This window comes from Curtobacterium sp. 22159 (assembly GCF_052045775.1).
Lineage (GTDB): Bacteria > Actinomycetota > Actinomycetes > Actinomycetales > Microbacteriaceae > Curtobacterium.
Window position 1 is genome coordinate 190,428 of sequence record NZ_JBQEPN010000004.1, and the last position, 22,404, is coordinate 212,831.

Sequence of the window (22,404 nt, forward strand, 5' to 3'; positions counted from 1 at the left end):
GGTGCGACCGGACCACCTGTGCCGGGCGAGGGGCGTGTCGGGGCCGGGCCGCGCCTCCAGGCCCGCGATCCCCGTCGTTCCGCGGGAGTGCGCCGATCCCGACACGCCCACGAATCGCGACACGCCCGGGTTGCACGGATGCCGTGCCTATGCGAGACTTGTCCGGTTCCGAATTCCGCGCGCGTCCGCGTGCGCAGGATCACTGCTCTGGCAGTGCACAACCCCCTTGTTCAGCAGGGCTGGGTTGGGCCGCAGGCAGCAGAACACGATCGAATCCCCACTGAGCGCGACGGGCACTGCTGTGCCCGGCGAGCACGGGGAAGCGACATGCCCACGCTGGACGGCCCCGGTCGCCCTGCGCGGTTGACAGGAGAACAGCGGTCATCCCCAGTGGATGCGGCCGGTTGGTTCAGGAAAACAGCCAAGCCCTGCAGGAATGCACGGTGCGGCGGCGTCAGGCGGCCCGAGGGTGCGCGGCGCAGAGAGGACAAAGAGACACATGGCGGGACAGAAGATCCGCATCCGGCTCAAGTCGTACGACCACGAGGTCATCGACACGTCGGCCCGGAAGATCGTCGACACGGTGACCCGTGCCGGTGCGACCGTGGTCGGCCCGGTGCCGCTCCCCACCGAGAAGAACGTGGTCACCGTGATCCGTTCTCCCCACAAGTACAAGGACTCGCGCGAGCACTTCGAGAAGCGCACGCACAAGCGGGTCATCGACATCGTCGACCCGACGCCGAAGGCCGTCGACTCGCTCATGCGACTCGACCTCCCGGCCGACGTCAACATCGAGATCAAGCTGTAAGGGGGCTGACCAATGGCGAACTCAACCAAGACCGTCAAGGGCCTCCTCGGCAAGAAGCTCGGGATGACCCAGGTGTGGGACGAGAACAACAAGTTCATCCCCGTCACCGTGATCGAGGTCGGCCCGAACGTGGTCACCCAGATCCGCAACGTCGAGCGCGACGGCTACGAGGCGATCCAGATCGCCGCCGGCGCCATCGACCCGCGCAAGGTCAACAAGCCGGCCGCCGGCCACTTCGAGGCTGCTGGTGTGACCCCGCGTCGCACCCTCACCGAGATCCGCACCGACGACGCCGCTGAGTACACGCTCGGCCAGGAGCTCACCGTCGACACGTTCGAGGCGGGCCAGAAGGTCGACGTCGTCGGCACGTCGAAGGGCAAGGGCTTCGCCGGTGTCATGAAGCGCCACGGCTTCGCCGGTGTGTCCGCTTCGCACGGTGCGCACCGCAACCACCGCAAGCCCGGTTCGATCGGTGCTTCGTCGACCCCGTCGCGTGTCTTCAAGGGCATGCGCATGGCCGGTCGCATGGGTGGCGAGCGCGTGACCGTCCTCAACCTCACGGTGCACGCCGTCGACGCCGAGAAGGGTCTGCTGCTCGTCAAGGGCGCCGTCCCCGGTGCTCGCGGTCGCTCCGTCTTCGTCCGCACCGCCGTGAAGGGTAAGTGATCATGGCCACCACGACCGCAACCACGATCGACGTCCTCGACGCATCGGGTACCAAGTCCGGCACCGTCGAGCTCCCCGCAGCGATCTTCGACGTCGAGACCAACGTCCCGCTGATCCACCAGGTCGTCACCGCGCAGCTCGCAGCCGCGCGTCAGGGCACCCACAAGACCAAGAACCGCGGCGAGGTCCGCGGTGCCGGTCGCAAGCCGTTCAAGCAGAAGGGCACCGGCCGCTCCCGTCAGGGTTCGGTCCGCGCTCCCGAGCACACCGGCGGTGGCGTCGTCCACGGACCGACCCCGCGCGACTACTCGCAGCGCACCCCGAAGAAGATGATCGCCGCGGCTCTGCTCGGCTCGCTCTCGGACCGCGCCCGCGGTGGCCGCATCGCCGCAGTCGAGGGCTTCGTCGCCGCTGAGGTGCCGTCGACCAAGACCGCGCGCACGCTCCTCGAGAGGGTCGCGCCCGTCAAGAACGTGCTCGTCGTGCTCGAGCAGGACGACGAGCTCACGCTCAAGTCGATCCGCAACCTGCCGAACGTCCACGCGCTCTCGCACGGCCAGCTCAACGCCTACGACGTCCTCCGTGCGGACGCCGTCGTGTTCAGCAAGAGCGCCCTCGACGCCTTCATCGCGTCGAAGACCGCGAAGGAGATCTCCGCATGAGCGGCTTCAACAAGGACCCGCGCGACATCATCATCTCGCCGGTCGTCTCGGAGAAGAGCTACGGCCTGATCGACCAGGGCAAGTACACGTTCATCGTGGACCCCCGTTCGAACAAGACCGAGATCAAGCTCGCCATCGAGAAGATCTTCGACGTCAAGGTCGCGAGCATCAACACGCTGAACCGTCCGGGCAAGACCCGTCGTACGCGTTTCGGCATGGGCAAGCGCAAGGACACCAAGCGCGCCATCGTGACGCTCAAGTCCGGTTCGATCGACATCTTCACGGCTGTCGGCTGAGGACCAGAGGGATAAATCATGGCTATTCGTAACTACAAGCCGACGACCCCTGGTCGTCGCGGCTCGTCGGTCGCCGACTTCGCTGAGATCACCCGTTCGACGCCGGAGAAGTCGCTGCTTCGTCCGCTGCCGAAGACCGGTGGGCGCAACAGCTCGGGCCGCATCACGACCCGTCACATCGGTGGTGGCCACAAGCGCCAGTACCGCGTGATCGACTTCCGTCGTCACGACAAGGACGGCGTCGACGCCAAGGTCGCGCACATCGAGTACGACCCGAACCGCACGGCGCGCATCGCGCTCCTGCACTACGTGGACGGCACGAAGCGCTACATCATCGCGCCGAACAAGCTCAAGCAGGGCGACGTCATCGAGCAGGGCCCCGGCGCGGACATCAAGCCGGGCAACAACCTGCCGCTCCGCAACATCCCCGTCGGTACCGTCGTGCACGCGATCGAGCTCCGCCCCGGTGGCGGCGCAAAGCTCGCGCGCTCGGCCGGCGCCTCGGTGCGTCTCGTCGCCAAGGACGGCCCCTACGCGCAGCTCCGTCTGCCGTCGGGCGAGGTCCGCAACGTCGACGCCCGCTGCCGCGCCACGATCGGCGAGGTCGGCAACGCCGAGCAGTCGAACATCAACTGGGGCAAGGCCGGCCGCATGCGCTGGAAGGGCGTCCGCCCGACCGTGCGTGGTGTCGCGATGAACCCGATCGACCACCCGCACGGTGGTGGTGAGGGCAAGACCTCCGGTGGTCGTCACCCGGTCAGCCCGTGGGGTCAGGCCGAGGGTCGCACGCGCAAGCCGAACAAGCCGAGCGACAAGCTCATCGTCCGTCGCCGTAACGCCGGCAAGAAGCGCAAGTAGGAGTTTTCGAAGATGCCACGCAGTCTGAAGAAGGGCCCCTTCGTCGACGAGCACCTGCTCCGCAAGGTCGTCACGCAGAACGAGGCCAACACCAAGAACGTGATCCGCACCTGGTCGCGCCGCTCGATGATCGTCCCGAACATGCTCGGGCACACGATCGCCGTGCACGACGGCCGCAAGCACATCCCGGTGTTCGTCACCGAGTCGATGGTCGGTCACAAGCTCGGCGAGTTCGCGCCGACCCGCACCTTCCGTGGTCACGTGAAGGACGACAAGAAGGGCCGTCGCCGCTAACGCGGGGACGCAGAGGAGGAACGAAATGGTGGAGTCGATCGCACGCGTGCGACACATCCGCGTCACGCCTCAGAAGGCCCGTCGCGTCATCGAGCTGATCCGCGGCAAGCAGGCCCACGAGGCCCTCGCCATCCTGAAGTTCGCCCCGCAGGGCGCTTCGGAGCCCGTGTACAAGCTGGTCGCCTCGGCGATCGCGAACGCCCGGGTGAAGGCGGACTCGACGAACAGCTTCCTCGACGAGCGCGACCTCTACGTGAGCCGCGTCTTCGTCGACGAAGGCACGACCCTGAAGCGGTTCCAGCCGCGCGCCCAGGGCCGCGCCTTCCGCATCAACAAGCGCACCAGCCACATCACGGTCGTCCTCGCGACGCCGGATGAGGTCGAGGCTGCCGCGACGAGCAAGAAGGCGAGCAAGTAATGGGCCAGAAGGTCAACCCGTACGGCTTCCGTCTCGGGATCACGACGGACCACGTCTCGCACTGGTTCACCGACAGCACGAAGCCGGGTCAGCGCTACGCCGACTACGTGGCCGAGGACATCAAGGTGCGCGAGTACCTGAAGAAGACCCTCGACCGCGCCGGCGTCGCCCGCATCGAGCTCGAGCGCACCCGTGACCGTGTCCGCGTGGACATCCACACCGCGCGTCCGGGCATCGTCATCGGTCGCCGTGGCGCCGAGGCGGAGCGCGTCCGTGGCGAGCTCGAGAAGCTCACCAAGAAGCAGATCCAGCTCAACATCCTCGAGGTCAAGAACCCCGAGACCGAGGCCCAGCTCGTCGCGCAGGGCATCGCCGAGCAGCTCTCCGCTCGTGTCGCGTTCCGTCGCGCCATGCGCAAGGGCCTGCAGGGTGCGCAGCGCGCCGGCGCCAAGGGTGTCCGCATCCAGGTGTCGGGTCGTCTCGGCGGCGCCGAGATGTCGCGCTCGGAGTTCTACCGCGAGGGCCGTGTGCCCCTGCACACGCTCCGCGCCAACATCGACTACGGCTTCTACGAGGCCCGGACCACGTTCGGCCGCATCGGCGTGAAGGTCTGGATCTACAAGGGCGACATCACGAACAAGGAGCTCGCTCGCGAGCAGGCGAACCAGCGTTCGTCCCGTCCGGAGCGTCGTGGCGGCCCGCGTGGCGAGCGCGGCGACCGTCGTGGCGGCGACCGTGGCGGCCGTCAGCAGCAGGCCCCGCAGGACGCGCCGGCCGGCGCAGGAGTTGAGGCGTAACCATGCTTATCCCCCGTCGAGTCAAGCACCGCAAGCAGCACCACCCGAAGCGTTCGGGCCAGGCGACCGGTGGCACCAAGGTGTCGTTCGGTGACTTCGGCATCCAGGCGCTGACGCCCGCCTACGTGACCAACCGTCAGATCGAGTCCGCTCGTATCGCCATGACGCGTCACATCAAGCGTGGCGGCAAGGTGTGGATCAACATCTACCCGGACCGTCCGCTCACGAAGAAGCCGGCCGAGACCCGCATGGGTTCCGGTAAGGGTTCCCCCGAGTGGTGGGTCGCCAACGTCAAGCCGGGCCGTGTGCTCTTCGAGCTCTCCGGCGTCAACGAGGACATCGCCCGTGAGGCGCTGACCCGTGCAATCCACAAGCTGCCCCTCAAGGCACGCATCATCAAGCGCGAGGAGGGCGACGCGTAATGGCGATCGGTTCCAAGGAGCTCCGTCCGACGGAGCTCGACACGTTCGAGAACGAGCGTCTCGCTGACGAGCTGAAGAAGGCCAAGGAGGAACTCTTCAACCTCCGCTTCCAGTCGGCCACCGGCCAGCTGGAGAGCCACGGTCGTCTCCGTGCCGTCAAGCGTGACATCGCACGCATCTACACCGTCCTCCGCGAGCGCGAGCTCGGCATCCGTGCCACCCCCGCGCCCGTCGAGACCGCCCCCAAGGCCAAGAAGTCGACGAAGAAGGCTGAGAAGCCGGCCGAGTCGACCGAGGCCGAGACCGCCGAGGAGAAGTAATGGCGAACGAAGAGCAGACCTCCGCCGCCTCCGCCCGCGGCTACCGCAAGACGCGTCGCGGCTACGTGACGAGCGACAAGATGGACAAGACCATCGTGGTCGAGGTCGAGGACCGCGTGAAGCACGCGCTCTACGGCAAGATCATCCGTCGCACCTCCAAGGTGAAGGCCCACGACGAGCTCGGCACCGCTGGTGTCGGCGACCTCGTCGTGATCAGCGAGACCCGTCCCCTCAGCGCCTCGAAGCGCTGGCGCCTGGTCGAGATCCTCGAGAAGGCCAAGTAGGCCGCGGCCTGCTTCGGAATAGGAGACAGCAGTGATCCAGCAGGAATCCCGCCTCAAGGTCGCCGACAACACGGGTGCCAAGGAGATCCTCACCATCCGTGTCCTCGGTGGCTCGGGTCGTCGCTACGCCGGCCTCGGTGACGTCATCGTCGCCACGGTGAAGGACGCCATCCCCGGCGGCAACGTGAAGAAGGGTGACGTCGTCAAGGCCGTCATCGTTCGCACCAAGAAGGAGACCCGTCGTCAGGACGGCTCCTACATCAAGTTCGACGAGAACGCGGCAGTGATCCTCAAGGCCGACGGCGACCCGCGCGGTACGCGCATCTTCGGTCCGGTCGGTCGTGAGCTCCGTGACAAGAAGTTCATGAAGATCATCTCGCTCGCGCCGGAGGTGCTGTAAGCCATGGCGAACATCAAGAAGGGTGACCTCGTCGAGGTCATCACGGGTGCCACGCAGGAGCGTGGCGGCGACCGCGGCAAGCAGGGCAAGGTCATCGAGGTGCTCCGTGACCAGGAGCGCGTCGTCGTCGAGGGCGTGAACTTCGTCACGAAGCACGTCCGCGTCGGCCAGACCCAGCGTGGTTCGAAGACCGGTGGGCTCGAGCAGCACGAGGCTCCGATCCATGTGTCGAACGTCGCCATCGTCGACCCGAAGACCAAGAAGCCGACCCGCGTCGGCTTCCGCAACGAAGAGGTGGAGAAGGACGGCGTCAAGAAGACCGTCCGCGTCCGCTACGCCAAGAAGTCTGGTGAGAAGCTCTGATGACTGACACGACTGCCGCGCCGGCTGGCAAGATCCAGCCGCGCCTCAAGCAGAAGTACAACGACGAGATCAAGTCGGCCCTCACCGAGCAGTTCGGCTACACGAACGTCCACCAGGTCCCCGGCCTGGTCAAGGTCGTCGTGAACACCGGTGTCGGCGAGGCCGCTCGCGACTCGAAGATCATCGAGGGGGCCATTAAGGACCTCACGGCGATCACCGGTCAGAAGCCGCAGGTCACGAAGGCCCGTAAGTCCATCGCGCAGTTCAAGCTGCGTGAGGGTCAGGCCATCGGCGCGCACGTCACCCTCCGTGGCGACCGCGCGTGGGAGTTCCTCGACCGCCTGACGTCGCTCGCCCTGCCCCGCATCCGCGACTTCCGCGGCCTCAGCGACAAGCAGTTCGACGGCAACGGCAACTACACGTTCGGTCTCACGGAGCAGTCCGTGTTCCACGAGATCGACCAGGACCGCATCGACCGCGTGCGTGGCTTCGACATCACCGTCGTGACCACCGCGAAGACGGACGACGAGGGCCGCGCGCTGCTCCGCCAGCTCGGGTTCCCGTTCCGTTCTGCCGAGCAGACGGTCTAAGATACTCCGGGCGGTGCGGGCCGGAGGATTCACGTCCTCCGGCCCGCACGCACGAACACACCGATCCAGGGGAACCGCCCCGGGATCACCCGATCGCTCAGGTCGGCATTCGTGGAACGGGTGTCGAAACCAGGCGAAGAATGGACGACCATCATGACGATGACCGATCCGGTCGCAGACATGCTGACCAGATTGCGGAACGCGAACTCGGCGCACCACGACGCCGTCTCGCTCCCCAGCTCCAAGCTGAAGAAGAACATCGCCGAGATCCTCAAGCGCGAGGGTTACATCAGCGAGTGGAAGATCGAGGACGCCCGCGTCGGCCAGACCCTCACGATCGACCTGAAGTACGGCCCCGAGCGCGAGCGCTCGATCGCCGGCATCAAGCGCGTCTCGAAGCCGGGCCTCCGGGTCTACGCGAAGTCGACGGAGATCCCCCAGGTCCTCGGTGGCCTCGGCGTGGCGATCCTCTCGACCTCCTCGGGACTGCTCACCGACCGTGAAGCCGAGCAGAAGGGCGTGGGTGGGGAAGTCCTCGCCTACGTGTGGTGACCGACAATGTCTCGTATCGGACGTCTTCCCATCGACATCCCCGCCGGCGTGACCGTCTCCATCGACGGTCAGACCGTGGCGGTCAAGGGCCCGAAGGGCGAGCTCTCGCTCGTCGTCGCTGAGCCCATCCAGGCCAAGGTCGAGGAGAACCAGGTCCTCGTCACCCGCCCGGACGACGAGCGCGAGTCCCGTGCCCTGCACGGCCTCACCCGCACCCTCATCGCGAACAACATCGTCGGCGTGACCCAGGGCTACTCCAAGGGCCTCGAGGTCGTCGGCACCGGTTACCGCGTGCAGGCCAAGGGCAGCAACGTCGAGTTCGCCCTCGGCTACTCCCACCCCATCACGGTCGAGCCGCCGGCGGGCATCAGCTTCGCCGTCGAGGGCAACAACAAGCTCACCGTGTCGGGCATCGACAAGCAGGCCGTCGGCGAGGTGGCTGCCAACATCCGCAAGCTGCGCAAGCCCGAGCCCTACAAGGGCAAGGGTGTCCGCTACGCAGGCGAGGTCGTGCGCCGCAAGGCCGGAAAGTCAGGTAAGTGATCATGGCTCTCGGTATCCGAGGAAAGAGCAAGTCGGCCGCCAAGGCGCGCCGTCACAACCGTCTCCGCAAGAAGATCACCGGCACCGAGGCGCGTCCGCGTCTCGCTGTCACCCGGTCGTCGCGTCACGTGTTCGTCCAGGTCATCGACGACGCGAAGGGCCACACGCTGGCCAGCGCGTCGACGATGGAGGCCGACCTCCGTTCGTTCGACGGCGACAAGACGGCCAAGGCCCGTCGCGTCGGCGAGCTCCTCGCCGAGCGCGCGAAGGCCGCCGGCGTCGAGGCCGTGGTCTTCGACCGCGGTGGTAGCAAGTACGCCGGTCGCGTCGCCGCGATCGCCGACGGTGCCCGTGAAGGAGGGCTGAACCTGTGAGCGACATCGCGAACACGAACGAAGACGCCAACGTCGAGGCCACCACGGCTCCGGCCGAGGGCGCGAAGACCGGCACCCAGGCGGAGGCCCCGGCCGTCGCCGAGCGTCCGGTCGAGACCGCCGCGGGCTCCGCGTCGAACAACCGCGACTCGAACGACAACCGTGGCCGCCGTGGTGGCGGGCGCGACCGTCAGCAGGGCCGCGACCGCAACAACCGCGGTGGCGACAGCCAGTTCCTCGAGCGCGTCGTGACCATCAACCGCGTCTCCAAGGTCGTCAAGGGTGGTCGTCGCTTCAGCTTCACCGCGCTCGTGGTCGTCGGTGACGGCAACGGCCTGGTGGGCGTCGGCTACGGCAAGGCCCGTGAGGTCCCGACCGCCATCTCGAAGGGTGTCGAGGAGGCGAAGAAGAACTTCTTCCGCGTCCCGCGCGTCGGCAACACGATCCCGCACCCGGTGCAGGGTGAGGCCGCTGCCGGTGTCGTGCTCCTCCGTCCGGCCGCTGCCGGTACCGGTGTCATCGCCGGTGGTCCGGTCCGCGCCGTCCTCGAGTGCGCCGGCATCCACGACGTCCTGAGCAAGTCGCTCGGTTCGTCCAACACCATCAACATCGTGCACGCGACCGTCGAGGCGCTGCAGCAGCTCGAGGAGCCCCGCGCCGTCGCAAGCCGTCGCGGCCTCGACGTGGACCGGGTCGTCCCGGCCCGTCTGCTCCAGGCCGAGGCAGCCGCTCTGCGCGCCGCGTCCGAGAAGGCAGGTGCGTGATGGCGACGCTGAAGATCACGCAGACGAAGTCCGTTATCAGCGAGAAGCAGTACCAGCGCGACACCCTCCGCAGCCTGGGTCTCAAGCGCATCGGCCAGACGGTCGAGCGTGAGGACAACTCCCAGAACCGCGGGTACGTCGCGACGGTCGCGCACCTCGTGAAGGTCGAGGAGGTCGACGCATGAGCGACGAGAAGAACGAGCGCGTGCAGGTGCTGAAGCTGCACCACCTCCGCCCCGCCGAGGGTGCCAAGAAGGCGCGCACCCGCGTCGGTCGTGGTGAGGGCTCGAAGGGCAAGACCGCCGGCCGTGGTACCAAGGGCACGAAGGCCCGGTACCAGGTCAAGGTCGGCTTCGAGGGTGGGCAGATGCCGCTGCACATGCGCACCCCGAAGCTCCGCGGGTTCAAGAACCCGTTCCGTGTCGAGTACCAGGTCGTGAACCTGGACAAGATCGCGGAGCTCTACCCCGACGGTGGCGACGTCACCGTCGCGGACCTGGTCGCCAAGGGCGCCGTCCGCAAGAACGAGAAGGTCAAGGTTCTCGGTCAGGGTGACATCAACGTGAAGGTCACGGTCTCGGTCGACAAGGTCTCGGCGTCCGCCGCCGAGAAGATCGCGGCTGCTGGCGGCACCGTCTCCCAGTAACCCCGTCGGCGGCCCGTGCGTTTGCGCACGGGCCGCCGTTACGGTTTCCTTGACAGTGGCCGGCATCCGTCGGTCAGGTCGGTCCTGCCGACCGCACCGGTGACGGTCCCCGTTCGGGCCGCCGGTCCCAGAAGTTCGGAGTCCTCGTGTTCAGAGCGGTCGCGCGCATCATGCGCACCCCAGATCTTCGCAAGAAGATCGGCTTCACCCTCGCGATCATCGCGCTGTTCCGCCTGGGGTCGTACATCCCCGCGCCGTTCGTCGACTACGCCTCCGTGCAGAGCTGCCTCGCCAGTGCGTCGTCGCAGCAGGGCCTCTACGACCTGATCAACCTGTTCTCCGGTGGCGCGCTGCTGAAGCTCTCGGTCTTCGCGCTCGGCATCATGCCGTACATCACGTCGTCGATCATCGTGCAGCTCCTGCGCGTGGTCATCCCGCACTTCGACGCCCTCTACAAGGAGGGGCAGTCCGGTCAGGCGAAGCTGACGCAGTACACGCGCTACCTCACGATCGCGCTCGGCGTGCTGCAGTCCACCACGCTGATCACGGTCGCTCGCTCGGGCGCCCTGTTCGGCACCAACGCCTCCTCCTCCTGCTCGTCGATCATCTCGAACGACAGCTGGTACGCGATCATGCTCATGGTCGTCACGCTGACCGCCGGCACGGGCCTCATCATGTGGATGGGCGAGCTCGTCACCGAGCGCGGCATCGGCAACGGCATGTCGCTCCTCATCTTCACGTCGATCGCGGCGCAGTTCCCGTCGGCGCTCTGGGCGATCGAGCAGTCGCAGTCCTTCGAGCTCTTCCTCTTCGTGATCCTCGTCGGACTGGTCATCATGATGGCCGTCGTGTTCGTCGAGCAGTCGCAGCGGCGCATCCCCGTCCAGTACGCCAAGCGCATGGTCGGTCGTCGCACCTACGGGGGCAACAACACATACATCCCGATCAAGGTGAACATGGCCGGCGTCGTGCCCGTCATCTTCGCCTCGTCGCTGCTGTACCTGCCGGCCCTCGTCGCGCAGTTCAACCAGCCCTCGAACGGCACCGAGCCCGCCGCGTGGGTGACCTGGATCCAGAGCAACCTGACCTCGGGTGACAACTGGTTCTACATGGTCCTGTACTTCCTGCTCATCGTCGGGTTCACGTACTTCTACGTCGCGATCACCTTCAACCCCGAAGAGGTCGCCGACAACATGAAGAAGTACGGCGGCTTCATCCCGGGCATCCGGGCCGGCCGTCCGACGGCCGAGTACCTCGACTACGTCCTGACCCGGGTGACGTTGCCCGGCTCGCTCTACCTCGGTCTCATCGCGCTCATCCCGCTGGCAGCACTGGCGCTGTTCGGCGCGAACCAGAACTTCCCGTTCGGTGGCGCGAGCATCCTCATCATCGTGGGTGTCGGTCTCGAGACCGTGAAGCAGATCGACTCGCAGCTGCAGCAACGTCACTACGAAGGGCTTCTCCGTTGAGCGCACGTCTCATCATCGTCGGACCCCCCGGAGCCGGGAAGGGCACCCAGGCCGGCCGCATCGCCGAGGCCTTCGGGATCCCCGCCGTCTCGACGGGAGACATCTTCCGCAAGAACGTCGCGGAGGGCACGCCCCTCGGTGTGCAGGCGAAGGCGATCATGGACGCGGGCGACTACGTCCCGGACTCCCTCACGAACGAGCTCGTGAAGTCCCGCCTGGAAGAGTCCGACGCCGAGAACGGCTTCCTCCTCGACGGCTACCCCCGCACCGTCGGGCAGGTCGAGTACCTCGACGCGCTGCTCGCGGAGCAGGGCACGGGGATCGACGCCGTCATCCAGCTCGTCGCCGACCAAGACGAGCTCGTGGGTCGTCTCCTGAAGCGCGCCGAGGAGCAGGGCCGCAGTGACGACAACGAGGAGACGATCCGTCGTCGCCAGCAGGTGTACGTCGAGCAGACCGCGCCGATCGTGCAGGCGTACGGCGAGCGTGGACTCGTCGTCGACGTGGACGGGCTCGGGGGCATCGACGAGGTCGGTGACCGCATCCAGGCCGCGCTGTCCTCGCGTGGGCTGACCGCAGCCGTCTGAGTCGCGTGGTCCGTCTCCGCAAGCCGTCGATCTACAAGACGCCCGACGAGCTGCGCGCCATGGTGCGCCCCGGGCTGCTGACGGAGGCCGCGCTGGTCGCGGTCCGTGGCGCCGTCCGACCCGGCGTCACGACCGCCGAGCTCGACACGATCGCCGAGACGGTCATCCGGGACGGCGGCGGGATCCCGAACTTCCAGCTGGTGCCCGGGTACCGCCACACCCTCTGCGTATCCGTGAACGACGAGATCGTGCACGGCATCCCGGGTGACCGGGTCCTGCAGGCCGGCGACATCGTGTCGATCGACGCGGGCGCCGAGGTCGATGGCTGGAACGGCGACAGCGCCTTCACCATGGTCGTCCCGGGCGGCGACGCCGGCGTCACGGCGGCACGGCAGACGCTGTGCGACACGACCGAGCGCGCGCTCTGGCACGGTGTCGCGGCGCTCGCGCATGCGAAGAACCTGCACGAGGTGGGTGCGGTCATCGAGGACGCGATCGACGAGACGGGCGCCTGGGGCATCGTCGAGGACTACACCGGGCACGGCATCGGACGCTCGATGCACGAGGATCCGCCGGTCTTCAACTACCGCGTCCGCGGCGCCGGTCCTGCCGTCAAGCCGGGGCTGGTCGTCGCCATCGAGCCGATGGTCACCGCCGGCACGATCGACAGCTCGACCGACGCCGACGAGTGGACCGTCCGCACGCTGGACGGTTCCGACGCGGCGCACTGGGAGCACAGTGTGGCCGTCCACGCCGACGGCATCTGGGTGCTGACGGCCTCCGACGGCGGCGCGTCCGGCCTGGCCCCGCTGGGTGTGACGCCGGTCCCGATCCCGTAGGTCGCGCCTCCCGTCCGGCCCGTCTCGACGGCGGTGGCCGCGTCCGCCACGGTGGTCCAGGAGGCGCGGGTCGCGTCCGCCTCAGCGGCCGGAGGCGCGGGCCGGCTCGGCCCGCGTCATCCGCTCGGCCTGACGGTCCAGAGGGCTCCGGCCTCCCGGCCAGGGAGGGACCTCAGTCGTTGCCGACGGAGCAGGTCTGCTCGGAGGCGCTCTGCCCGGTGATGGACGACGGCAGCGGCGTCGAGGACGGGGACGCCTGGGTGGTCGCCGCTCCACTGGTGCTCCCCGTCCCGGTCGAGCTGCCGCTCGAACCGGCGGCGGTCCCGCTCCCGGTCGAGCTGCCGGTGCCGGTCGAGATGCCGGCGGACGCACCCGCGGACGGTGCGCTGCTGGCGGTCCCGCTCGAGCCGGAGGCCTCCTTGGACGCACGCCCGGTGGACGAGTCGCTCAGCGAGGTCTTCTGGTCGTTCTGCAGTGCGACGTTGAGGGTGTGCGCCGCGTCCTGGTCGACGATGACCCGTGCGCTGTCGGCGGGGTCGTCGGCGACGGGGTACTGCACGAACAGCATGTTCGCCGTGCTCATCCCGCGCAGCGTCCCGGCGAGGCCGACGAGCGTCCGCGCCTGCGCGAGCCCGTCGGACAGCGTCATGTTCGACAGGGCTGCACCGGCGAGCTTGTAGAGCGTGATCGGGTTCGACAGCGTGCCGTCGGCCGTGACCTTCCGCAGCAGCGCGGACAGGAACACCTGCTGCGAGCTGATGCGGGCGAGGTCGCTGCCGTCGCCGACGCCGTGCCGGGTGCGGAGGAACGCGAGCGCGTCGGAGCCCTCGAGGTTGTGCGACCCCGCGGTGAGGTGCAGCCCGGTGTAGTCGTCGTTGATCGGCTGGGCCACGCAGACGTCGACACCACCGAGCGCGTTCGACATCTCGATCACGCCGTCGAAGGTGATGAGGCCGGCGTACGGGATGCTCAGGCCGGTCAGGTTCTCGACCGTGTCGACGACGCACGACACGCCCCCGTTGCCGAGCGCGGTGTTGAACTGTGCGGAGGCGGCGGCCGGGTAGGTGGTGCCCGTCTCGGGGTTGCTGCACGCGGGGATCGGCACCATGAGGTCGCGCGGGAAGCTGACGGCGGTGAGCTGCTGGTGGTCCTGCGAGATGTGGATGAGCATCGTGACGTCGTTGCGGGCGCCCTGCACGTCCTCGTCGGAGTCGAACTGCCCCACGCGGGTGTCGCTGCCGATGAGGAGGATGTTCGCGCCGCCCTTGATGGCCGTGATGTCCGCGGTCTGGGCGGTGCTCTGGTCGTCCGTGCTCAGCTTGACCGTCTTCGGCGCCGTGGCGAGCTGCGCGCCGGCGATGGCGGCGACGCTCGTGCCGCTGACGAGGAGCACGGCGAGGGCGGACGCGACGATCGACGCCAGGGTCGTCCACCCGCGGCGGCGGGGGAGCCGGCCGTGGCGGGCGAGCGGGCGTCGGGTGGCGTCGGGCACGTGGTCTCCGTTCGGTGGTCCGGCGCGGGTCGGTCGGCGCGGACGGTGGCTGCGCAGGTCACGCTAGGGACCGGGGACTGGTGACGACCCGGAACGCGCCGTCAAACCACTGTGGAACCCTCAGACTGGTCTGAGAAGCCCCAGACGAGGGGACTTCGCCGCCCCCACTTGGCAATCCTGGGTTTACCACATAAGATCGATCTTTGGTGTGTCATGCCCTCTGGGCGTGGCGCCCGACCCGCAGACCGGCTCGGGGATCACACCGGTAATCCAACCAAGCGACAGTGAGGCTATGGCCAAGAAAGACGGCGTCATCGAGATCGAGGGCTCGGTGCTCGAAGCTCTGCCCAACGCGATGTTCCGCGTTGAGCTGACCAACGGACACAAGGTCCTCGCGCACATCTCCGGGAAGATGCGCCAGCACTACATCCGCATCCTCCCCGAGGACCGCGTGATCGTGGAGCTGAGCCCGTACGACCTGACCCGCGGCCGGATCGTCTACCGCTACAAGTGATCCGCGAGCTGGAAAGGAACGGCTCGGCAACCCTGCCGAGCACGAAGCCAGCGAGCACGAGGAAACAACAATGAAGGTCAACCCCAGCGTCAAGCCCATCTGCGAGCACTGCCGTGTCATCCGCCGCAAGGGCCGCGTCATGGTGATCTGCAAGAGCAACCCGCGTCACAAGCAGCGCCAGGGCTAGTCCCGGCTGCCTGACGCGGATCGCCTCCGGGCGGCCTGCGCAGGATCCACAACTCAACATCGAACGCAGTACCAAGAACCGCGCGAGCGGGGACACCTCGGGTCGGAGGCCCGAGCACCGGTACTGCTCCACACCTCCATCGACAACAGGAGCAGCCAGCACATGGCACGTCTAGCAGGCGTCGACATCCCGCGCGAGAAGCGCGTGGAGATCGCACTCACGTACATCTACGGCGTCGGCCGTACCCGCGCGGTCCAGGCACTCGCCGAGACCGGTATCTCCGGTGACATCCGCGTCAAGGACCTGACCGACGACCAGCTCGTCGCCCTCCGTGACTTCATCGAGGGCAACTTCAAGGTGGAGGGTGACCTCCGCCGCGAGGTCGCCGCCGACATCCGCCGCAAGGTCGAGATCGGTAGCTACGAGGGTCTCCGCCACCGTCGTGGTCTCCCGGTGCGCGGTCAGCGCACCAAGACCAACGCGCGTACCCGCAAGGGACCGAAGCGCACCGTGGCAGGCAAGAAGAAGGCCCGATAGGAGATCACCATGGCTACCCCCAAGACTGCCGCGCGCAAGCCGCGCCGCAAGGAGAAGAAGAACGTCGCCGTGGGCCAGGCCCACATCAAGAGCACGTTCAACAACACGATCGTCAGCATCACCGACCCGTCCGGCGCCGTCCTCAGCTGGGCGTCCTCGGGTGCCGTCGGCTTCAAGGGTTCGCGCAAGTCGACGCCGTTCGCGGCGCAGCTCGCCGCCGAGTCCGCTGCGCGTCAGGCGCAGGAGCACGGTGTCAAGAAGGTCGACGTCTTCGTGAAGGGTCCGGGCTCGGGCCGCGAGACCGCGATCCGCTCGCTCCAGGCCGCTGGGCTCGAGGTGGGCTCGATCAACGACGTCACGCCGCAGGCGCACAACGGGTGCCGCCCGCCGAAGCGTCGTCGCGTCTGACGCGAGGAGCAACCGGCCGCGCCCTGCTCGTCCCCTGACGGGGTCGGGCAGGGCCCGCGGCCATTCCTGGTCGTTCGATCGCGCACGTCGGTGCGCGTGATCACAACTCAACAGACCCGTCGGGGCCCGGTCGGCCCCGTCGTACCGCCGAGTGTCATATAGCGGACACTCCGCCGAAAGGAATCCCACAGTGCTCATTGCACAGCGCCCCACCCTGACCGAGGAATCGATCTCCGAGTACCGCTCGCGCTTCGTCATCGAGCCGCTCGAGCCGGGCTTCGGTTACACCCTCGGCAACTCGCTGCGCCGCACGCTCCTCTCCTCGATCCCCGGCGCGGCTGTCACCAGCATCCGCATCGACGGCGTCCTCCACGAGTTCAGCACCGTCCCCGGTGTGAAGGAAGACGTCACCGAGATCATCCTCAACATCAAGAGCCTGGTCGTCTCCAGCGAGCACGACGAGCCGATCACCGCGTACCTGCGCAAGCAGGGTGCCGGTCAGGTCACCGCGGCGGACATCTCCGCCCCGGCCGGCGTCGAGATCCACAACCCGGAACTCGTCATCGCGACCCTGAACGACACCGCGCGCTTCGAGCTCGAGCTGACGATCGAGCGTGGCCGCGGCTACGTCTCCGCGACGCAGAACCGTTCGGAGTTCAGCGAGGCCGGTCAGATCCCGATCGACTCGATCTACTCGCCGGTCCTCAAGGTCACCTACCGCGTCGAGGCGACGCGTGCCGGTGAGCGCACGGACTTCGACCGCCTGGTCGTCGACGTCGAGTCGAAGCCGGCCATCACGCCGCGCGACGCCATCGCATCGGCCGGCCGCACGCTCGTCGAGCTGTTCGGGCTCGCCCGCGAGCTCAACACGGCGGCCGAGGGCATCGAGATCGGCCCCGCGCCGGTCGACGCCGTGCTCTCGAACGAGCTGCAGACCCCGATCGAGGACCTCGACCTGTCGGTCCGCAGCTACAACTGCCTCAAGCGGGAGGGCATCAACACGGTGTCCGAGCTCGTCGCCCTGTCGGAGACGCAGCTCATGAACATCCGCAACTTCGGTCAGAAGTCGGTGGACGAGGTCAAGGACAAGCTCACCGAGCTCGGCCTGTCCCTCAAGGACACCGTCCCCGGATTCGACGGCGCCCACTTCTACAGCGGGTACGACGAGGACGAGTCCAACAACTGACCTCGCGCTCACGCGCACGTGCGCCGCTGACGCAGCGCGCAACACTTTCACCACTGGAGAACTGACATGCCGAAGCCCACCAAGGGCCCCCGCCTCGGTGGCGGTCCCGCCCACGAGCGCCTGCTCCTGAGCAACCTCGCCAACGCCCTCTTCACGCACGGTCGCATCACGACCACCGAGACGAAGGCCAAGCGCCTCCGCCCGGTCGCCGAGCGTCTCATCACGTTCGCGAAGCGTGGCGACCTGCACGCGCGTCGTCGCGTGATCAGCATCCTGCGCGACAAGTCCGTCGTGCACACGCTGTTCACCGAGATCGCGCCGCAGGTCGAGGACCGTCAGGGCGGCTACACCCGCATCACGAAGCTCGGCTTCCGCAAGGGTGACAACGCACCCCTCGCATCGATCGAGCTCGTCCTCGAGCCGGTGTCGGGCAAGCCCGCCCCGGTGAAGCGCGACGCTGCTCCGGCCGCCGCCGCTGCTCCGGTCGAGGAGCCGGCCGCCGAGGAGACCACCGAGGAGACCCCGGTCGAGGAGACCGAGACGACCGAGGAGTCGACGCCCGTCGCCGAGGAGACCGAGACCGAGGCTGCTGCCGAGGTCGAGGCCGACGCCGCCGAGAAGTCGGACGACAAGTAGGCCCAGCGCCACCACGAGGAAGCCCCCGCAGCCCAGGTTGCGGGGGCTTCCTCGTTCCCGGGGGCCAAGGAACGGAACGGGCTCCCAGCGGCGGGCCGTAGCGTGATCGGCCGACACGACGAGAGGAATCGATGCGGTTCGAGCACATCGCGGGGATGGGTACCAGGATCTGGCGGTGGAGCCGGACCTCCGGGACGCAGCCGCGCCTGCTGCACGCCGCGAAGGCCGCCGTGGCCGCGGTGATCGCCTGGTTCATCGCCCGGCACGTTCCCGGGGTCCCCGCCGAGTACCCGTACTACGCCCCGCTCGGCGCCGTCGTCGCGATGCAGGCCACGGTCTTCGCGGGCATCCGGAGCGGCGTGCAGACCCTCGTCGGCATCGCGCTCGGCATCGTGATCGCCGGCTTCACGATGTGGGTGGGCGATCCGGGGTTCCTCGCGGTCGCGCTCGCGGTGGGCATCGGGGTGCTCGTGGGCGGTTTCCGCGTGCTCGGCGAGGGCAGCTCGTGGGTGTCGACCGCAGCGCTGTTCGTCCTGCTCGTCGGCGGTGCCCACGCCGAGGGGTACTCGCTCGCGTACCTGGTGCAGATGGCGATCGGGGTGGTCGTCGGCCTGCTCGTGAACTTCCTCGTGTTCCCGCCGCTGCACTTCTGGGACGCCGAGCACCGCATCGACGCGGTGAACGGGGTGCTGGCGGACCACCTGGACGGACTGGCGGCCGTGCTCGAGGAGGGCGACCGCGACGAGAAGGCGTGGGACCGTCAGCAGGACCGCCTGGACCGGGCGATCGCCGACGTCCGTTCGCGTGTGTCGATCGCACACGAGAGCCGACGGCTGAACCCCCGCGGTGCGCTGCGCGGCTCCCGGGCCCGGTTGCAGCGGGACGGGGCACGGTTCCGCGCCCTGGAACGGGTCGCCTGGTACACGACCGACCTGACGGAGCTCGTGGCACGGTCGGGCCCGGTGGCGGACGGCCTCGGCCGCCCCGATCCGGCGTTCGCGGCGCCGCTGGCGAAGGCGCTCCGGCAGCTGGCGTGCATGATCCGCGGCGAGTGCGCGGAGGACGCGGGTGACGAGGCGATCGCCGAGGTCGAGCGCGCCCTGGACGCCTCACGCCAGGACCCGTCGCACGTCGCCGTCACCTCGGCGGCCCTCGTCGCGTTGCGCGGGATCGTGGAGTCGGAGCGCCGGGCCACCGCGGACGTCGACACCCGCACGGGGCCGTCCGCGTTCGGGCACCCCCGCGGCTGACCACGGTCCGTAGACTCGCACCGTGTCCGAGCAACCCCGCGTCGCCGTCCTCGGCCCGGTGACGGTCGCCGGGGCCAGTGGCGAACCGACCGCGGTCCCGGGCGCGCTCGCACGGTCGCTCCTGACTGCCCTGGTGCTCGCCCGTGGCAACGCGGTGACGACCGAGACCCTCATCGACGACCTGTGGCCGGAGGACCAGCCCCGTGGTGCCCGTGCCGCGCTGCAGACCCTCGTCTCGCGGCTCCGGCGCAGCGTGGCCGAGGGGATCGTGTCGTCGACGAGCACGGGCTACGCGCTCGGGGTCGACCCAGACGACGTCGACCTGCTCCGGGCCGAGCGTGCGTCCTCGAGCCGGGACCTCGCCGAGGTGCGCGGCGCGCTGGACCTGTGGCGGGGCGAACCGGGAGCCGATGTGGACGGCGACCTCGGCGGCGCCCTCGCGGACCGCGCCGTCGCGGCCCGTCGGGCACTCCGTCGAACGCTCGGGGCCCTCCTCCTCGATGACGGCGAGCCCGGCGAAGCGGCGGCCGTCTGGCGCGCCGAGGCGGACGCGAACCCGTTCGACGAACTCGCGGTGTCCGGCTGCATGCGCGCGCTCGACGCCGCAGGCCGGACGAGCGAGGCCCTCGCGGTGTTCGCGGAGCACCGGGACCGTCTGGCCGACGAGCTCGGCGCGGACCCCTCCGCGGACCTGGTCCGGCTGAACGCGGAGCTGCTGCGCCGGTCCGCGCGCACCACGGGCAGCGTCCGACGGATCGGCCTGCGTGCGGCGCCGAACACGCTGGTCGGACGGGAGGCGGACCTCGCCGCCGTCTCGGACCTCCTGTCCCGCAACCGGCTGGTCACCATCCTCGGTGCGGGTGGGCTGGGCAAGACCCGGCTCGCGCAGGCGGTCGCCGCCGAGCTGCCCGCGACGACCGCCGTCGTGGTGGCCGAACTCGCGCCCCTCGGTGCTGCCGAGGACATCGTGCCGGCGCTCGGCGCACTGCTCGGGATCGCCGAGGTGCGTTCGGCGCGGGCGCTGCGGGACGTCGTCGTGGCCGACCTGCTCGGCAGGGTGGTCCGCGCGCTCGGTGACGGTCCGACGGTCCTCGTGCTCGACAACTGCGAGCACCTCATCGCCCCGGTGGCCGCGTTCGCCGCCGACCTGCTCGCCGCCGACCCCGAGCTGCGGATCCTCACGACGTCCCGGGCACCCCTCGCGATCGCCGGTGAGGTCGTGGCGCCGCTGGCGCCCCTGCCCGTCGAGGCCGACGGCGCCGCCGTCCGGTTGTTCACGGAGCGTGCCCGTGCCGCGCGCCCCGGAGCCGTCCTGCCCGTCGACGCCGTGCGCCGGATCTGCTCGCGCCTCGACGGGTCACCGCTCGCGATCGAACTCGCGGCCGCGCGGATCCGGGGCATGAGCACCGACGAGATCGAACGACGACTCGACGACCGGTTCGCGCTGCTGCGCGGCGGAGACCGCAGCGCCCCCGAACGCCACCGGACCCTGCTCGCGGTCATCGAGTGGAGCTGGCGGCTGCTCGACGCGGGAGCGCAGGACCTCCTGCCCCGGCTCGCGCTGTTCCCGGACGGACTCGCAGTGGACGCGGTCGAGGCGGTCGCCGCACCCGACCGGCGCGACGACGCGCTCGACGACCTCGCCGAACTCGTCGAGCAGTCCCTCGTGCAGCTGGTCGAGCACGAGGGAGAGCCGGTCCGCTACCGCCTGCTCGAGACCGTCCGCGAGTTCGGGGCCGCACGGCTCGACGAGCGCGGCGAAACCGAGGCCGTGCGCACCGCGATGACCGGCTGGGCGCGGACGTTCTGCGCACACCGGAACCTCTTCACCATCAGCGGCGCGGAACAGCTCGACCGGTTCCACGAGGTGCGCCGCGAGGCGGACAACCTCGTCACGCTGCTGCGCTGGAGCGTCCGCGCCGACGACGCCTCGGCCACCGCCCAGGTGTTCGCCGCCCTCGGCGCCTACTGGACCCTCCGCGGCGCCCACGGCGAGGTCGTCGGGATCGCCGTGGACGTGGTGACCGTCCTCCGCGCGATGCGGCCGGCGGACGAGGACCTCGCCGCCGTGCACGTCGGTCTCGTCGTCGCGGGTGCGTCCGCGGCGTTCGACGACCGGCGGACGGCGGCACGCGCGATCTCCACGCTCCGGCGGCTCCGACGGCAGCGTCTGACCGGGTTCCCGGTCCTCGACGCCCAGGCGGCGCTCCTGCTCACGCTCGGACGACCCGCCGAGTCGATGGCGCTCATCGCCCGGCTCCGCGACGACGAACACGACGGGGTGTCCTGCGTGGCGAACATGCTGAGCGCCCCGCTCGCCGAGAACGACGGGGAGTTCGACGCGGCCCTGCGGTACGCCACGCGGGCGCAGGCACTCGCCGAACGCACGTCCGACGCCTGGACGACGGGCACCGTCGCCGTCACCATGACGCAACTCCTCGCGCAGACCGGCAGGTACACGGACGCGCTCGAGAACGCCGACCGCGCGCGGGAGCAGCTCGAACGCTTCGGCGCCGACGACGACCTGTACGAGATCGGGTGGACCGTGGGGCTGTGCTCGGCAGCGACCGGGGCGGTCGACCGTGCCCGGGCGATCGCGGCGGACCTGCAGCACCGACCGGTCGAGGGGCGCGGCGGCTTCGACGGGGACCGCTCGCAGATCGGTGTCCTCGCGGTGGCGATCGGGGCGGAGTGCCTGCGGTGGGCGGGCGACACGGCCGGGGCCGCCGCCCAGTACGCCGCGGCGTGGGAGTGGGTCCTGCCGCACCGGAAGCAGACCCCGCACTGGACGATGATGGCGGGCGCGGCACGGATCGCGGCCGTCGACGAGGACGCGAGCCGCAGTGACGGGCCCGCGCCGCGCCTCCAGGCCACGGAACGGGAGGTCGCTCGCCGCATCCGGGTCGGCGCGCTCGTGATGCTGCGCGTCCACCCGTGGTGGCTCGACCTCCCGGTCATGGGCACCACGCTCATCGGCCTCGCGATCGCTGCCGCTCGGAGCGACCGGCCGGAGCACGCCGCGCGCTGCTGGGGGTTCGCGACCCGCTTGGGCTCGCGGCAGGACTTCGCGGTGCTCGCGCACGCACGGGTCCGCCCGGTCCTCGCCGCGGCGGTGGGGGAGGACGCCCTCGCGGACGCCGAGACGGCCTCGGCCGGATGGGACCGGGCCGAGGCCGTCTCGCAGGCACGCCTCCTGCTCGAGGAGCTCCGCTTCAGCGCGTGACGCGTGACGCGCGATGCGT

Annotated in this window: 32 protein-coding genes; 31 read left to right on the forward strand and 1 reads right to left on the reverse strand. The window is 69.2% G+C overall.

Annotated elements, in window-relative coordinates:
• Positions 1 to 499: 499 nt before the first annotated feature.
• The 23 genes from rpsJ (at position 500) to map (ending at position 12,952) form a co-directional block, all read left to right on the forward strand.
• On the forward strand, positions 500 to 808 hold the full coding sequence (gene rpsJ, locus ACTJKO_RS06625; RefSeq protein WP_022903286.1) for a 30S ribosomal protein S10: 309 nt from the start codon (positions 500 to 502) through the stop codon (positions 806 to 808).
• Between the two features lie 12 nt (positions 809 to 820).
• Entirely contained in the window at positions 821 to 1,474 is a 654-nt protein-coding gene (rplC, locus tag ACTJKO_RS06630; protein WP_440686946.1) for a 50S ribosomal protein L3, read from the forward strand.
• A gap of 2 nt (positions 1,475 to 1,476) precedes the next feature.
• Positions 1,477 to 2,136 (forward strand): 50S ribosomal protein L4, encoded by a 660-nt coding sequence (gene rplD, locus ACTJKO_RS06635; RefSeq protein ID WP_440686948.1) that lies wholly within the window; start codon positions 1,477 to 1,479, stop codon positions 2,134 to 2,136.
• Entirely contained in the window at positions 2,133 to 2,432 is a 300-nt protein-coding gene (gene rplW / locus ACTJKO_RS06640) for a 50S ribosomal protein L23 (RefSeq protein ID WP_022903283.1), read from the forward strand. The genes rplD and rplW overlap by 4 nt, the downstream gene beginning before the upstream one ends.
• An 18-nt stretch (positions 2,433 to 2,450) precedes the next feature.
• The gene (gene rplB / locus ACTJKO_RS06645) at positions 2,451 to 3,290 is read left to right on the forward strand and encodes a 50S ribosomal protein L2 (protein ID WP_440686950.1); all 840 of its coding nucleotides are present in this window, start codon (positions 2,451 to 2,453) and stop codon (positions 3,288 to 3,290) included.
• A 12-nt stretch (positions 3,291 to 3,302) separates the two neighbouring features.
• Entirely contained in the window at positions 3,303 to 3,584 is a 282-nt protein-coding gene (rpsS, locus tag ACTJKO_RS06650; protein ID WP_017885529.1) for a 30S ribosomal protein S19, read from the forward strand.
• Between the two features lie 25 nt (positions 3,585 to 3,609).
• On the forward strand, positions 3,610 to 4,002 hold the full coding sequence (rplV, locus tag ACTJKO_RS06655; protein WP_022906344.1) for a 50S ribosomal protein L22: 393 nt from the start codon (positions 3,610 to 3,612) through the stop codon (positions 4,000 to 4,002).
• Complete coding sequence (gene rpsC, locus ACTJKO_RS06660) at positions 4,002 to 4,799, forward strand: 30S ribosomal protein S3 (protein ID WP_022906345.1); 798 nt, start codon at positions 4,002 to 4,004, stop codon at positions 4,797 to 4,799. The genes rplV and rpsC overlap by 1 nt, the downstream gene beginning before the upstream one ends.
• A gap of 2 nt (positions 4,800 to 4,801) precedes the next feature.
• Positions 4,802 to 5,221, forward strand: coding sequence for a 50S ribosomal protein L16 (rplP, locus tag ACTJKO_RS06665; protein WP_022903279.1), 420 nt, complete (start codon positions 4,802 to 4,804; stop codon positions 5,219 to 5,221).
• Complete coding sequence (gene rpmC / locus ACTJKO_RS06670) at positions 5,221 to 5,541, forward strand: 50S ribosomal protein L29 (RefSeq protein ID WP_440686954.1); 321 nt, start codon at positions 5,221 to 5,223, stop codon at positions 5,539 to 5,541. The genes rplP and rpmC overlap by 1 nt, the downstream gene beginning before the upstream one ends.
• Positions 5,541 to 5,825 carry a 30S ribosomal protein S17 gene (gene rpsQ, locus ACTJKO_RS06675; RefSeq protein ID WP_440686956.1) on the forward strand — a complete coding sequence of 95 codons (285 nt, stop codon included), beginning with the start codon at positions 5,541 to 5,543 and terminating at the stop codon, positions 5,823 to 5,825. The genes rpmC and rpsQ overlap by 1 nt, the downstream gene beginning before the upstream one ends.
• Before the next feature lie 31 nt (positions 5,826 to 5,856).
• Entirely contained in the window at positions 5,857 to 6,225 is a 369-nt protein-coding gene (rplN, locus tag ACTJKO_RS06680; RefSeq protein WP_017885523.1) for a 50S ribosomal protein L14, read from the forward strand.
• Between the two features lie 3 nt (positions 6,226 to 6,228).
• Positions 6,229 to 6,588, forward strand: coding sequence for a 50S ribosomal protein L24 (gene rplX, locus ACTJKO_RS06685; protein ID WP_440686958.1), 360 nt, complete (start codon positions 6,229 to 6,231; stop codon positions 6,586 to 6,588).
• Positions 6,588 to 7,178 (forward strand): 50S ribosomal protein L5, encoded by a 591-nt coding sequence (gene rplE / locus ACTJKO_RS06690; protein WP_440686960.1) that lies wholly within the window; start codon positions 6,588 to 6,590, stop codon positions 7,176 to 7,178. Before rplX ends, rplE begins: the two co-directional genes overlap by 1 nt.
• A 153-nt stretch (positions 7,179 to 7,331) precedes the next feature.
• Positions 7,332 to 7,730 (forward strand): 30S ribosomal protein S8, encoded by a 399-nt coding sequence (gene rpsH / locus ACTJKO_RS06695; RefSeq protein ID WP_058725384.1) that lies wholly within the window; start codon positions 7,332 to 7,334, stop codon positions 7,728 to 7,730.
• A gap of 6 nt (positions 7,731 to 7,736) precedes the next feature.
• A complete protein-coding gene (rplF, locus tag ACTJKO_RS06700) occupies positions 7,737 to 8,273 on the forward strand; it encodes a 50S ribosomal protein L6 (protein ID WP_440686963.1) in 537 nt (178 codons plus the stop codon).
• Between the two features lie 2 nt (positions 8,274 to 8,275).
• A complete protein-coding gene (gene rplR / locus ACTJKO_RS06705) occupies positions 8,276 to 8,647 on the forward strand; it encodes a 50S ribosomal protein L18 (protein ID WP_058725386.1) in 372 nt (123 codons plus the stop codon).
• Positions 8,644 to 9,411 carry a 30S ribosomal protein S5 gene (gene rpsE / locus ACTJKO_RS06710; protein WP_440686965.1) on the forward strand — a complete coding sequence of 256 codons (768 nt, stop codon included), beginning with the start codon at positions 8,644 to 8,646 and terminating at the stop codon, positions 9,409 to 9,411. The genes rplR and rpsE overlap by 4 nt, the downstream gene beginning before the upstream one ends.
• Complete coding sequence (gene rpmD / locus ACTJKO_RS06715) at positions 9,411 to 9,596, forward strand: 50S ribosomal protein L30 (RefSeq protein ID WP_083513518.1); 186 nt, start codon at positions 9,411 to 9,413, stop codon at positions 9,594 to 9,596. Before rpsE ends, rpmD begins: the two co-directional genes overlap by 1 nt.
• Entirely contained in the window at positions 9,593 to 10,057 is a 465-nt protein-coding gene (rplO, locus tag ACTJKO_RS06720) for a 50S ribosomal protein L15 (protein WP_440686968.1), read from the forward strand. Before rpmD ends, rplO begins: the two co-directional genes overlap by 4 nt.
• Positions 10,058 to 10,203: 146 nt before the next feature.
• Positions 10,204 to 11,526: a preprotein translocase subunit SecY gene (secY, locus tag ACTJKO_RS06725; RefSeq protein ID WP_440686970.1), complete on the forward strand. Its 1,323-nt coding sequence runs from the start codon at positions 10,204 to 10,206 to the stop codon at positions 11,524 to 11,526.
• Entirely contained in the window at positions 11,523 to 12,113 is a 591-nt protein-coding gene (locus ACTJKO_RS06730) for an adenylate kinase (RefSeq protein WP_440686972.1), read from the forward strand. Before secY ends, ACTJKO_RS06730 begins: the two co-directional genes overlap by 4 nt.
• 5 nt (positions 12,114 to 12,118) lie before the next feature.
• Positions 12,119 to 12,952: a type I methionyl aminopeptidase gene (map, locus tag ACTJKO_RS06735; protein WP_440686974.1), complete on the forward strand. Its 834-nt coding sequence runs from the start codon at positions 12,119 to 12,121 to the stop codon at positions 12,950 to 12,952.
• Between the two features lie 172 nt (positions 12,953 to 13,124).
• Here map and ACTJKO_RS06740 read toward each other — a convergent pair whose 3' ends face one another.
• Positions 13,125 to 14,444 (reverse strand): LCP family protein, encoded by a 1,320-nt coding sequence (locus ACTJKO_RS06740; protein WP_440686976.1) that lies wholly within the window; start codon positions 14,442 to 14,444, stop codon positions 13,125 to 13,127.
• Between the two features lie 292 nt (positions 14,445 to 14,736).
• Between ACTJKO_RS06740 and infA the strand changes: the two genes are divergently transcribed.
• The 8 genes from infA (at position 14,737) to ACTJKO_RS06780 (ending at position 22,385) form a co-directional block, all read left to right on the forward strand.
• Positions 14,737 to 14,958, forward strand: a complete 222-nt coding sequence (gene infA, locus ACTJKO_RS06745; RefSeq protein WP_017885509.1) for a translation initiation factor IF-1 — start codon at positions 14,737 to 14,739, stop codon at positions 14,956 to 14,958.
• Between the two features lie 70 nt (positions 14,959 to 15,028).
• Entirely contained in the window at positions 15,029 to 15,145 is a 117-nt protein-coding gene (rpmJ, locus tag ACTJKO_RS06750; protein ID WP_022903266.1) for a 50S ribosomal protein L36, read from the forward strand.
• A 162-nt stretch (positions 15,146 to 15,307) separates the two neighbouring features.
• Positions 15,308 to 15,682 (forward strand): 30S ribosomal protein S13, encoded by a 375-nt coding sequence (rpsM, locus tag ACTJKO_RS06755; RefSeq protein ID WP_058728274.1) that lies wholly within the window; start codon positions 15,308 to 15,310, stop codon positions 15,680 to 15,682.
• 9 nt (positions 15,683 to 15,691) lie between these two features.
• Positions 15,692 to 16,090 (forward strand): 30S ribosomal protein S11, encoded by a 399-nt coding sequence (rpsK, locus tag ACTJKO_RS06760; RefSeq protein ID WP_017885507.1) that lies wholly within the window; start codon positions 15,692 to 15,694, stop codon positions 16,088 to 16,090.
• Positions 16,091 to 16,280: 190 nt separating this feature from the next.
• Positions 16,281 to 17,276 (forward strand): DNA-directed RNA polymerase subunit alpha, encoded by a 996-nt coding sequence (locus tag ACTJKO_RS06765; protein WP_440686980.1) that lies wholly within the window; start codon positions 16,281 to 16,283, stop codon positions 17,274 to 17,276.
• A 66-nt stretch (positions 17,277 to 17,342) separates the two neighbouring features.
• Entirely contained in the window at positions 17,343 to 17,912 is a 570-nt protein-coding gene (rplQ, locus tag ACTJKO_RS06770; protein WP_440686982.1) for a 50S ribosomal protein L17, read from the forward strand.
• A 131-nt stretch (positions 17,913 to 18,043) separates the two neighbouring features.
• Positions 18,044 to 19,162, forward strand: a complete 1,119-nt coding sequence (locus ACTJKO_RS06775) for an FUSC family protein (RefSeq protein ID WP_440686984.1) — start codon at positions 18,044 to 18,046, stop codon at positions 19,160 to 19,162.
• Positions 19,163 to 19,184: 22 nt separating this feature from the next.
• On the forward strand, positions 19,185 to 22,385 hold the full coding sequence (locus tag ACTJKO_RS06780; RefSeq protein ID WP_440686986.1) for a BTAD domain-containing putative transcriptional regulator: 3,201 nt from the start codon (positions 19,185 to 19,187) through the stop codon (positions 22,383 to 22,385).
• Positions 22,386 to 22,404 lie beyond the last annotated feature (19 nt).